The organism is Methanococcus maripaludis (assembly GCF_002945325.1).
In the GTDB taxonomy this organism is placed as follows: Archaea; AGJL01; Methanococci; order Methanococcales; family Methanococcaceae; genus Methanococcus; species Methanococcus maripaludis.
This window is the reverse complement of record NZ_CP026606.1, coordinates 264,936-277,228: the sequence shown is the minus strand read 5'-3', so window position 1 is coordinate 277,228 and position 12,293 is coordinate 264,936. Positions and strand designations below refer to the sequence as shown.

Below are 12,293 nucleotides of genomic sequence, written 5' to 3'. Positions count from 1 at the left end.
CTTTTGAAAAAAGGGGTATATCAATTATTCGAATTAAAAATAAAAAAGAATACTTATCTCAATCTTATTGAATCGAGATTCATTGGAGCTTTCGTTTCTTTTTTAAATAACTTGTATGCGGTACTTGCAAGGTCGATACATTTTGAAACTTCCCCGTGAACTGTTAATATACGGTCTGGGATCGGTTTTAATTTTCTAAGGTATTTTATGAGCTGTTTTCTATCACTGTGTCCTGAAAATCCTTCTAATGTATGAACTGAAAGATTCACTTTAACAGCCTTACTTCTTCCGTTTTTACCCATTAATGGGATTTCTTTAAATCCTTTCTGGATTTTTCTACCCAATGTTCCTTCAGACTGGTAACCTACAAATACGATTGAGTTTTTCTCATCATCTGCGAGGTTTTTGAAATATTCAACACTCGGTCCACCGCTGAGCATACCTGAGGTAGTTAAAATAATTCCTGGTTCATCGCTATCCATGATGTTTCTTCTATCGTTTGTATTTTTAACTTTTTTAAATACTTCTGAAAGGAATGGGTTGTCTCCTTCGTGGAAAATTCTGTTTCTCATGTTTTTCGAGAGGTATTCTGGATAAGCAGTGTGTATTGCAGTTGCTTCCCAAATCATACCGTCTAGATATACTGGAGCGTTGAATATTCCCTGATTGTATCCTTCTTCTAAAACAAGCATCAATTCCTGAGCTCTTCCGATACCAAATACTGGAATTATTGCTTTTCCTTTTCTTGCAATGGTTTCAGCAATTACTCTTAAGAATTCTTTCTCAGTTTCGTCTCTTTCCGGAAGTACATCGTCGTATCCTCCGTAAGTAGATTCGATAATCAATGTTTCAAGTCTTGGGAACTGGCATACTGCAGGTTCTAATAATCTTGATGCTTCAAATTTAATGTCTCCTGTGTATGCAACGTTATAAAGTCCATCGCCCACGTGGCAGTGTGCAATTGCTGAACCTAAAATGTGTCCTGCATTGTGCATTGTTAAGTTGATTGCAGGCGCAATGTCTGTAGTAACACCATAGTCAAGTGGAATTGTGTGTTTAATACAGTTTTTAATATCTTTTGATGAATATGGAACATTTTTACCTTCTTTTTCAGTAATGTCAACGTAATCTTTCTGTAAAAGAGTCATCAAATCTCTTGTTGGTTTGGTACAGTAAACTGGACCATCATAACCGTATCTAAATAATCCGGGAATAAATCCACAGTGGTCAAGGTGCGCGTGAGTTACTACAACTGCATCAATTTCTTCGATTGAAAATTCAGGTGCGTCAAAATGAGGAAATGCTTTTTCATCTTCAACTGCAATGTTGATTCCACAGTCAACCAAGATTCTGCTTTCAGGAGTCTGGTGGTAAAGACAAGTTCTTCCAACTTCCCTACTTCCCCCTAAAAACGAAGTTCTAACCCATGAATCATCTCTGAGTCTTACGTCTCTATGGATTCTTCTTCCGATTCTTCTTAAAATATCTTTTACATCTGCTCTTTCTCGATACATTGTAGCTCTAATGGCTTTAATTGTATCTGATGGAATCGGTGGGGTTCTAACTGGTTTTGGGGCCCACTGAATTGCTTTTTTAATATCTTCAAGGGTGGAACCTTCTTTTCCAATTACTAGTCCTGGTTTTTTAGATTCAATTATTACTTCACCAGTATTTGCATCGAAAATACAGTTTGTAATTTCAGCATCCTCTGGAACTATTTTTAAAATTTTATCTTTCGCGATATCAGGTTCGACTAAAACAGATGGATCCGGTCGAATTGCAAGTCTTTTTCTAAAGTCCCTTGCAAATTCTTTGATAAGATTGTTTGAAAAAAGTTCTGGGTTTTTTGCATAAATAACTACTTCTGAACCTTCAAATTCGACGTCAGTAATAACCGCATTTCCTGGGGCTTTGTTTATAACCGCCGCCTTTATCTCGTTTAATATATCTTCAGCTGACAAAATAGTCCCTCCTAATAATATGTCTGTTTAAATTCTAGAAACGCCTATAAAATTGATTAATCTGTGTTAAAACATAAAAAAAATTTGAAAAGAATACTTTTCAATAGTAGAATTTGAGATATTATATTTTTAATTTATCTTTTTCTGTTGATTTTTTTTAAAAAACCCTCAATTTCTGCGTCTGAGTATAATTTTACTCCATCTTTATTGATATGAGCTAAGGAAATACCATTTCCAGAGTATGCATCTCTTTGCATAGCAGACGAGAGAGCTTTTACAGCAATTAATAATCCTTTTTCTATTGCGATATCGGATTTGTATTCTGATTCGAGTACTCCGTAAGCAGTAGGTGAACCTGATCCTGTGGCCGTAAATGAAGATTCTTCATTAATGCCTCCAACTGGATCGAGTGAAAACAGTTTAGCTCCGTTAATCAGATCGTATCCACCGAGTATTAATTGTGTTAAAAGAGGGTAATGTCTGTTACCATGCAAGACGTTACTTATTAATGTGGTGCATGAAAGAGGCGTCATATTGTTTCCAGTTCTCATTTTGTAGATTTTTGCCTCAGCAGAAATTAACCTGATGAGTGACTGTGCATCCCCAACACTTCCAGCTATAGTCATTGCTATGTAGTCATCAATCTTATATAACTTTTTCGCTTCTTTATCCGCGATAAGATTGCCCATTGTAGCCCTTTTATCAGTAGCTAAAACGACGCCATCATTACAAAGTAATCCTACGGTGGTCGTTCCTTTCATATACTCTTTATGGTATTCGCTGTTGGATATCATCTTATCACCACTTAATATTAATCAATTTATAATAAATGCTTTATATACTCACCGGTTTTTAAAAATAAAAGAAATTCGGCGTAAGTTTTTGATTATTAGTATGTTCTGGCAACTGAAATATATTCTTTTCCTTCATAAGTAGTCAGACCTAAAACTGATGCATCGATTAATTCTTCGAATTCTTCGTTGTAGATTGATTCCTCAAATGGAATTAATATTATTCCCTTATTTTCCAAAAGTTCAGCTTTAACTTTTTCTGAAAGTGCATTTACGTCGCTTTCAAAGTCTACAACCGTTATAAAGCTTTTAATTTTTTCTTCAGCTTTTATTTTTAAGTTATCTTTATACATTGAAACTATTTTTTCAACTTCTTCTAAAATATTTGAATATTCAACGGTTATTTTTTCTCCAGTATCCCTTCTGACAATTAATGCATGTCCATTTTCAATATCTCTTGGTCCAAGTTCGATTCTTAATGGAACTCCTTTTAATTCCCAGTCATTATATTTTCTTCCAGGTCTAATGTCTCTATCGTCTAAATGGACTCTGAATTCTGATTTTAAGGTTTTATTTAATTCTTTAATTTTATCCATTACAATTTCTTCTTTTCCTTTGAATAATAAAGGGATAAGAACAATCTGGATTGGTGCAACGTCTACAGGAATTACAAGACCTTTTTCGTCCCCGTGAACTGAAATTAATGATGCAATTGCCCTATCGGAAATTCCGTAGCATGTTTGGTACACGAAATCCTTTTCGCCATCAGGAGTTTCAAATTCAAGTTCAAAAGTTTTTGCAAAGTTTTGACCAAGATTGTGAACTGTTCCAATCTGCATTGTTTTTCCATCAGGATATATTGTATCAAATGCCATTGTGTAGTCCGCTCCTGGGAATTTATCCCATTCTGGCCTTTTAGAAATTACGTATGGAACACCGATTTCATCAAAAAATGCTTTGTAGAGCGTTAGTGCTTCTTCAATCTGTGCATCACATTCTTTTTTTGTTGCATGAGCTGTGTGTGCTTCTTTAAAACTCATTATTTCTCGTAACCTGATTAATGGCCTCGTATGCTTTGTTTCGTACCTGAAAGTGTTTACTACTTGGTAGAGTTTTAATGGAAGGTCAGTATGCACTTTGATCCACTGCTTCATCATGTAGTACATTGTAGTTTCAGATGTGGGCCTTAATGCAAGTTTTACTTCCAATGGAGTTTTTCCCCCATGAGTTACCCAGAAAACTTCATCTTCAAACCCTTTGATGTGTTCTCCTTCTTTTGCAAGCAAATTTTCAGGTATTAACATTGGAAAGAGTGTTTCATCGTGACCGGTTTCATCGAGTAATTTTCTTAAAATTTCAAAAGAATATCTCCTGATTTTAAAACCGTATGGGAGGTAAACTCCGCATCCTTTTATTGGATATCTTAAGTCGTAAATTCCGGCTTTTTCTAATATGTCGCTGTACCATTCAGAAAATTCCATTTTTTTCACCGTAAATAGTTATCTTTAGAATTAACGTGTTTTAATATTTTTAATATAAAATAAGCAGTAAAATAACTTACATAATTATTTCATGCATATGCATCTAACATGACAGACTATTTATAAAATATATTTATATAATTTATGAAAATATTGCTAAATTGATGAGTATTTGATAAATATTTAATTTTATCTCTAAAAATGTTGTTAATGTTTGCATAAATAATTGGAAGATAGATTTTAAGATAAAAGAGTGAGAAATATGGATCAGAAAGAAGTAATTGGAGAAACAGGCCATAAATCCGTTGATTTAATTAAAATAATGGACAAATGGCAGAAAAAATGGACAGAAGCTAAAATTTTTGAAGCGGAACACGATTCAAGGGATAAATTTTTCATAACAGCTGCATTCCCATATTTAAACGGGGTGCTTCATGCAGGACACTTAAGAACATTTACAATTCCTGAAACAATTGCAAGATATCAGAGAATGAAAAATAAAAACGTGCTCTGGACTTTTGGATTTCACGTTACTGGAACTCCTATTTTGGGCTTAGCAAACCAGATTAAAGAGAGAAAAAAAGATATTATCTGGGCTTACAATAATTTACACAACATTCCGATGGATGAACTCTTAAAATTAAACACCCCTGAAGCAATAGTTGAATGTTTTTCAAAAAAAGCAACAGAAGCATTTAAAAGAATGGGATTTTCACTCGATTGGAGAAGAAACTTCAAAACTGATGATAAAGTATTCAGTAAGTTCATAGAATGGCAATTTTACAACTTAAAAGAAATGGGGCACATTACAAAAGGTTCACACCCTGTAAGATACTGTCCTAAATGTGAAAACCCTGTAGAAGACCACGATTTACTCCACGGTGAGGAATCAACAACAGTAGAATACAGCTTAATTAAATTTACTTCCAACTTTGACGGAAAAGAAATAATAATGCCAATGGCAACATTAAGGCCTGAAACAGTCTTTGGTGTAACCAATGCGTGGGTTAATCCAAATGAAATTTACGTAATGGCAGAAGTCCACGATGAAATCCAGAAATTGGATAGTGAAGATGTTGATTTAAAATACAACGGTATCTGGGTTATTGGAAAAGAATGTGCAGATAAATTAAAAGAGCAAGATAGAAAAATTGAAATTTTAAAAGAAATTAAAGGAAGCGAATTACTCGGCTTGAAAATTAAAAATCCTGTTACGAAAAAAGAAGTTCCTCTTCTTCCAGCAGATTTCGTTGAAATGGGAATTGGAACAGGGTGTGTAATGAGTGTTCCAGCACACGCCCCATACGACTACGTTGCTTTAAGGGATCTTGGAAAAGTTGAAGAAGTAGGTTTAATCCCCTTAATCGAAATTGAAGGATACGATAAATATCCTGCAAAAGAGATTGTGGAAAAACTGGGAGTTAAAGACCAAAATGATGAAGAGTTACTCGAACAAGCAACGAGTAAAATCTACAAGGACGAATTTCACAAGGGAAAATTAAATGAAAACTGCGGAGAATACGCAGGAATTTCTGTAAAAGACATTAAAGAAAAATTAACAAAAGATTACATAAATTCAAACATTGCAGAAATAATGTACGAATTTTCAGAGCAGAAAGTTGTCTGCAGGTGCGGTGAAAAGTGCATTATAAAAACCGTAAAAGGACAGTGGTTTATCAACTATTCTGACGAAAACTGGAAGAAACTCGCACACGAATGTATCGATAATATGAACTTTGCTCCAGAAGGAATAAGGCAGGAATTCCACAACAAAGTTGATTGGATGAAGGACAAAGCTTGTGCAAGGAAAAAAGGGCTTGGAACAATACTGCCGTTTGATGAAAACTGGATTATTGAATCATTATCGGACAGTACAATTTACATGGCATATTACACAATTGCAAGATTTATAAACGAAGGGTTAACTCCAGAACAGCTTATTCCAGAATTATTTGATTACGTCTACCTTGGAAAAGGAAATGTTGATGAAATAGCTAAAAATTCAAAAATTCCAACAGAAACAATTGAAGAAATGAGAAAAGAATTTTTATACTACTACCCGCTTGACTGGAGATGTTCTGCAAAAGATTTAATTCCAAACCACCTCACATTCATGATATTCAACCACGTTGCATTATTTGGAAGAGAACACTGGCCAAGAGGGATTGAAATAAACGGATACGTTACAATTGAGGGTAAAAAACTCTCAAAATCAAAAGGTCCGGTTTTACCTGTTTCAGAAGTTGCAGAAAACTTTGGTGCAGATGTTGCGAGATTTTACATCACAACATGTGCTGAACTTCCGCAAGATGCAGACGTTAAATTCAAAGAAATGGAAAAAGCAAGAGATAATCTAATAAAATTATACGAACTTGCAGTATCAGTCATGGAAGAAGAAAAAACTGAAAAAGAACTATCTTTAATTGATAAATGGCTTTTACACAAAACTTACAGTTCAATAAAAGGTGCTGAAACTGCATACGAAGAATTCCAGCTTAGAAAAATTGGTTTGATGTTCTATGAACTCATCAATGATTTAAGATGGTATAAACGAAGAGGCGGGGAAAACAACAATGTTTTAAAAGAAGTTGTTGAAATTTGGACTAAATTACTCTCCCCAGTAACACCACACCTCTGTGAAGAAATCTGGGAAAAATTAGGGTATGCTGGATTTATTTCACAAGAAATGTATCCTTTAATCAAGCCAGAATTAATTAATGAAGATTTAGAACTTGGGGAAGAATTTATCAAGTCTGCAATGGAAGATATTCGAAATATTAAAGGAGTTGCAAAAATCAACCCTGAAAAAATGTATTTATACACTGCAGACGACTGGAAATACGACCTCCTTGAATTTATGAATGAGAACGCTGAGAAAAACGTAAAAGCACTTATTCCACTCGTTATGAAAGAAGATAAATTCAAAAGGCATGGAAAAGAAGTGATGAAATTAATTAACGAAATAATGAAAATAGGCGTTAAAAAGGCAATAGCTGAAGTAGAAATACTAGAAAATGCCAAAACATTTATTGAAAGTGAATTCGATTGCAAGGTAATTGTAAATGGTGAGGATGTAAAAGGCAAAAAGAAATTTGCAATACCTTACAAACCTGCAATATACATGGAATAACTTTTAATTTTTTATTGGGTGATTTTATGTCATGTATTGATAATTATAACCATGAAATTCTCTTAAAAGGTTCATTTAAAGAATGTAGTGATTATATTAAAAAAAATTACAAAAATATTCGTGAGTTTAACCCTGGAGACGAAATATTGGAAGGAGTAATGCTTATTGGACTTCCTCCAATTCCAGTTGCTTATGATGATGATTTTGTAATTTTTCCATTTACAAAACCCTGCTACGGAAGCCACGTACTCAGGGTTCCATTAAATCAGTACATGAAATCCCACGAAAAAATTAAAGAGACTGGCGAAAAGAAAGGAATACTTTCAAAATTGAAGTTTTGGTAAACTTAAATTTCAAAATTTTTTATAAATACTTTTTTTAAAAATAAAAATTTAAAATAATTTTTTAAGAATTTAAGAAGATAGGTTTAATGATTTTCTATCTTTGAATATAATGCCGCTTGCAAGAGTGAAGCCTAACAAATCTCCAATTGGGAATGAAAACCATATTCCGTTCAATCCAAAGAATAATGGAAGAATAATCAATGCAGGCATCAAGAATAAAGTCTGCCTTGCGCAAGAAATGATAAATGCAGGTTTTGCTTTACCAAGTGACTGGTATAACCCACCTATTGTCATTTGAGCCCCGATAAGGAACGAAAACATGAAGAATATTCTTGTTGCAAAAACTCCTTGTGAAATTACTTCTGGATCAGTTATGAATATCTGGATGAATTTTTCTGGGAATATCATTACAAGTATAAATCCAAGTAAACAGAGGCCCGAAGTTCCAACTAATGCGAGTTTTATTGATTCGCTGACCCTATTTAACTGTCCTTTTCCGTAGTTATATCCAACAATTGGCTGAAAACCCTGCACAATTCCCAAAACGGGCATGAGTAAAAGCATTGCGATTCTCATAATTACTCCGTAAATTGCAATTGCAATATCTCCACCATATATTCCAAGCAAATTATTTCCAAGGATCAAAAGAATGCTACTTATAATCAGTTTTGCAAATTCAGAAGCTCCAATAAATACTGTTTCTTTTAAAATCTTAAGGTTGATTAAAAAATCATTCATTGCGTATTTAATGCTCGTATTTTTTCCAAACTGGTGTTTTATAATATAAATTACACCGATAATTTGGGATAGTACCGTTGCAATTGCTGCACCTTTGATTCCCATATTGAATACTATGATTAATATTGGATCAAGAATTATGTTTATAATTGCAGGGACAACCATTGCAAACATTGCAATTTTTGCCATTCCCTCTGCACGAACAAGGTTGTTTGCAGCAACTAGGTAGCTGTTGAATATTGTTCCATAGAGTATTATTTCGTAGTAGTCTTTTGCGTAAGGGAATATGTCTGCAGAAGTTCCAAGGAGGTTTAAAATTGGAACCATAAATATAACCCCGACAATTGTTATCAATACTGATAAAATCAAAACGCTGCTGATTGCATTTCCTCCAGCTTTTCTTGCAAGGTCTAAATTTCCTTCACCAAGTTTTCTCGATAAAAGGGACGATCCTCCAATTCCAAAAGTTACTCCAAATGCCATAATCATCATTTGGAATGGGAATATCAATGCTATTCCTGTAAATGCAGCTGTTCCAACCCATCGGCCAATAAAAAATCCATCGACTATATTGTAAAGTGCCATGATGAGCATTCCAATTATTGCAGGGACCGAAAGTTTAACTAAAAGTTTTTTAACATCTTCTGTTCCTAAAAATTCACTTTTGTATGCCATAATTCTCACAAATTTTAAATTTTTTAATTTTCATTTTCTTTAAATTTTTCTTTAAATTCCTGAATAAATTCTTTTTCAGTGTTTAAATGTGCTAATAATCTATTTGAAAGAGCAAGGACATGGTCTGGACGGTTATATTTTTTAACTGTGCTGTTGACCTCATATATGCGGTTAATTACATGTTCAACTGATTTAATGTAATTTTCAAAACATTCTAAAGCTTCTTCTTTTGATAAAATATCCAAATTACTCATTCCAAGGTCAAAACCCGATATCGTCTTTTCATAATTTGAAATGAGTTCTTTTACTTTTTTTCGCATTATTTTTTTTCCTAAATCCGTTGCAAAATAAATCTTTCGAGCTCTTCCACATTTATTTTCAGTTTCACTTTCAACAATTTGTTTTTCTTCCAATTTTTTTAAGACATAGTATATTGACGAAAATGCAATTTCTGTCCACTGCCTCATTTTCCTTTCTTCGATTATTTTTTCAATTTCATAACCATACATCGGTTTTTCAAGGAGCAAACCTAAAACTGCAGATTCTACATTCGAAATTTCAATTTTTTCATCCATTAAAACACCAATCTATTCTATTCGGGGGGTTTAAAGTCCTAAATTAAATGTTATATATATCTGATATTCTATCACTATAATATTATATAAATCAGATGGTAGCCAAAAATAGATTTTAAGTTTTGAAATATCGGAAAATATTAATATCTTTTATTGATAAAATTATATACTTTTAATATACTTTGGTGGTATTTTTGAGAATAATGATAATTTTGGGATGTCCTGAACCCCCTGTTTTGGTACCTGCGTTCATGTTTTTACTAAATATGCTTAAAAACAAAGGACACGAAGTAATCGTTTCAGCAAACCCTGCAGCTTTGAAATTAATTGAGTCTGCGGATCCTGAAAAGTATTATCTAACTGGAATCGGTTTTCAACCAATCGATAAAGGTTTAAAAACCAGAGCCGAAGTTGATCATATTATCGGTTTTGCACACAACGATGCGGCAGTTAATTACATTGTAACCTACAAAATGACGCACAATGTAAATACGTCAGCAATTGTTTTTGGAAAAGAATTTAACGAAGAGTTGCTCCAGATTTTAACTGAAAACGGAGTTAATGCTGAAATGGCAAGGGCATTCCACAATCCGACGCCGCTAAACGTTAAAATTAAAAAAATGTTTTCAGATTTTTAAGACAAATATTATTGTTTTTATAATTTTTATGGTGTTAATATGAGAATGGGAATAATTTCTGAAGAACGGGACTGGGTAACCGATGAGTTGAAGTCCAAAATGGAAAAAAATGATATAGGCCCAGTTATTATACAGCCCTCAAAAATAATTTCTTATATCGAATCGGAAGTTAAGTTTGAACAGAATAATAGAAGCATACTCGATTTAAAATGCGCTTTTGTTAGAAACATCGGTGAAGGGGTCGAAATGTTTCACAGGTTTGACATGTTAAAATACCTTGAAAATTACGTACCTGTAATAAACCCGATGGATGGGATTGAAAATGCAGGAAATAAATTCAGGACCTCATTTTTAATGGAAGTTCATAAAATTCCGCATCCAAAGACGATAGTCGCAGAAGATGTAAATAAAGCGTTAATCGCAGCAGATAAATTTGAAGACGTTGTTTTAAAACCTCTTTTTGGAAATCAGGGAAAAGGCCTTGTAAGGGTTAAGGGTAGATCAACCGTTGCAAAATTAAAAGCGTTAAATACTTTTAAAAGCACTCACGGCGTAATTTATATGCAAGAATTTGTAAACAATCCAAATAACGTTTATAGGGACATTCGAGCATTTGCAGTTGGGGATAAGGTAATTTCTGCAATGTATAGAACGTCTGACAACTGGATTACAAATATTCACCAAAACGGAGTTCCAGAAAAGTGCGAAATAACTGAAGAGTTAAGTAAAATCGTGCTTGCTGCAAAAGATGCAGTAGGGCTCGTTTATGCAGGTGTAGATATACTCGAAAGCAGCGATGGATTAAAAGTTATCGAAGTAAATGCATGTCCTTCATGGGAAGGACTTTCAAGAATTTCTGATGTAGATATCGCTCAAAACTTAATCGATGAAGCTTTAAATTATGCAAACGGGTATTAATTTATTAAAAAACTTAATTTTTAAGATATATTTTTTTCATTTTTTTAATGATTTCAGATGAGTTTAGATCTTCTTTTTGAATTTCTAAGAGTTTTTCATCTATCTTTCCGCTTTTAATTTTTGTAGTTGAGTAATATTTATCTCCGAGCAGATTTTTCAAGTTTTCCCGATCAATTTCTCTATTTTTAATTATTTCAGAAGAATTTAAATTCAAATTTTTATCGTAAAATGAAATTCCAACACTAGCTAATGCAATTAATCGCTCATCACTTTCAGGAATTCTTTTTATTTCTTTTTTTTGTAGTTCATTTGGATTTTTGTATGCTAATGTAGCCCCTCTTTTTCTTCCAACTGATGGACCTTCAGAAATTATAAATCCGCACTCTACAAGTGCACTCCTAAATGGAATTGATGAAGAATACGATATTAAAACACCAGAATCTGCCATATTTTCGTAAATTAACTTTAAAAACTCAACTGTATATAATACTGGGTCATTTAAGGGCGAAAAAGCATCATGAAATACACACTCGTATTTTTTCAAATCTTTTCTTAAAAGTGTAAATCTTGCATCTTCGTTAAAAATTCTAATTTTTTGATTCTTATTTCCCTTAAAAAATTCAGATATTGCATTTTTTATTATAAAATGTTCGTTCATTGGAATATCAAGTGCAAGGGATAGAAAAAGCATTTCTTTACTGTATTCTACTATATCTATTTCAGAATTGATGTTATAATGAAGTGCGGAAACTGCATTGTAGCCCATACCGCTGCAAAGATCCAAAATTTTTGGATTTTTTATTTCTTTAACGTTTGAAGGAACTGCAAATTTTTCAATACCTTCTTTTAAAGCACCAACTCTCGAATGCATGAGTTCTTCAGGGTCGTCTGATCTAACAGTAAATGTTTCATCTTCTGTTTTTACAAGTAAATCCAATTCTATTAGTTTTTTGGTTAGTTCTTTTAAATTTTCTGAAGTAAAATCTTTTTCCATGTAAATTTTAATTAAATCGAGTGCCTTTTTATTTGGAAGCATTGATAC

At 33.1% G+C, this 12,293-nt stretch carries 10 protein-coding genes; 4 read left to right on the top strand and 6 right to left on the bottom strand.

Annotated features, from left to right (window positions below):
* Window positions 1-53: 53 nt before the first annotated feature.
* The 3 genes from MMJJ_RS01415 to proS form a co-directional block, all read right to left on the bottom strand.
* Window positions 54-1,961: a beta-CASP ribonuclease aCPSF1 gene (locus MMJJ_RS01415; RefSeq protein ID WP_104837357.1), complete on the bottom strand. Its 1,908-nt coding sequence runs from the start codon at window positions 1,959-1,961 to the stop codon at window positions 54-56.
* Between the two features lie 134 nt (window positions 1,962-2,095).
* Complete coding sequence (psmB, locus tag MMJJ_RS01410) at window positions 2,096-2,755, bottom strand: archaeal proteasome endopeptidase complex subunit beta (protein ID WP_011170639.1); 660 nt, start codon at window positions 2,753-2,755, stop codon at window positions 2,096-2,098.
* A 95-nt stretch (window positions 2,756-2,850) separates the two neighbouring features.
* Window positions 2,851-4,233 (bottom strand): proline--tRNA ligase, encoded by a 1,383-nt coding sequence (gene proS, locus MMJJ_RS01405; RefSeq protein WP_104837356.1) that lies wholly within the window; start codon window positions 4,231-4,233, stop codon window positions 2,851-2,853.
* A gap of 262 nt (window positions 4,234-4,495) precedes the next feature.
* Here proS and leuS point away from each other — a divergent pair, with 262 nt between their 5' ends.
* Complete coding sequence (leuS, locus tag MMJJ_RS01400) at window positions 4,496-7,363, top strand: leucine--tRNA ligase (protein WP_104837355.1); 2,868 nt, start codon at window positions 4,496-4,498, stop codon at window positions 7,361-7,363.
* A 26-nt stretch (window positions 7,364-7,389) separates the two neighbouring features.
* Window positions 7,390-7,707 carry a DUF1894 domain-containing protein gene (locus MMJJ_RS01395; RefSeq protein WP_013998932.1) on the top strand — a complete coding sequence of 106 codons (318 nt, stop codon included), beginning with the start codon at window positions 7,390-7,392 and terminating at the stop codon, window positions 7,705-7,707.
* Between the two features lie 69 nt (window positions 7,708-7,776).
* Here the strand turns inward: MMJJ_RS01395 and MMJJ_RS01390 are convergent, their stop codons facing one another.
* Window positions 7,777-9,120 carry an MATE family efflux transporter gene (locus tag MMJJ_RS01390; protein WP_104837354.1) on the bottom strand — a complete coding sequence of 448 codons (1,344 nt, stop codon included), beginning with the start codon at window positions 9,118-9,120 and terminating at the stop codon, window positions 7,777-7,779.
* Window positions 9,121-9,143: 23 nt separating this feature from the next.
* On the bottom strand, window positions 9,144-9,695 hold the full coding sequence (locus MMJJ_RS01385) for a PadR family transcriptional regulator (protein WP_104837353.1): 552 nt from the start codon (window positions 9,693-9,695) through the stop codon (window positions 9,144-9,146).
* A gap of 194 nt (window positions 9,696-9,889) precedes the next feature.
* Here MMJJ_RS01385 and MMJJ_RS01380 point away from each other — a divergent pair, with 194 nt between their 5' ends.
* A complete protein-coding gene (locus MMJJ_RS01380; protein WP_104837352.1) occupies window positions 9,890-10,333 on the top strand; it encodes a DUF1890 domain-containing protein in 444 nt (147 codons plus the stop codon).
* A gap of 39 nt (window positions 10,334-10,372) precedes the next feature.
* The gene (gene mptN / locus MMJJ_RS01375; RefSeq protein ID WP_104837351.1) at window positions 10,373-11,251 is read left to right on the top strand and encodes a tetrahydromethanopterin:alpha-L-glutamate ligase; all 879 of its coding nucleotides are present in this window, start codon (window positions 10,373-10,375) and stop codon (window positions 11,249-11,251) included.
* A 13-nt stretch (window positions 11,252-11,264) separates the two neighbouring features.
* On the opposite strand, the gene MMJJ_RS01370 is transcribed toward mptN, so the two are convergent.
* Complete coding sequence (locus MMJJ_RS01370; protein WP_104837350.1) at window positions 11,265-12,287, bottom strand: MnmC family methyltransferase; 1,023 nt, start codon at window positions 12,285-12,287, stop codon at window positions 11,265-11,267.
* Window positions 12,288-12,293: the final 6 nt, after the last annotated feature.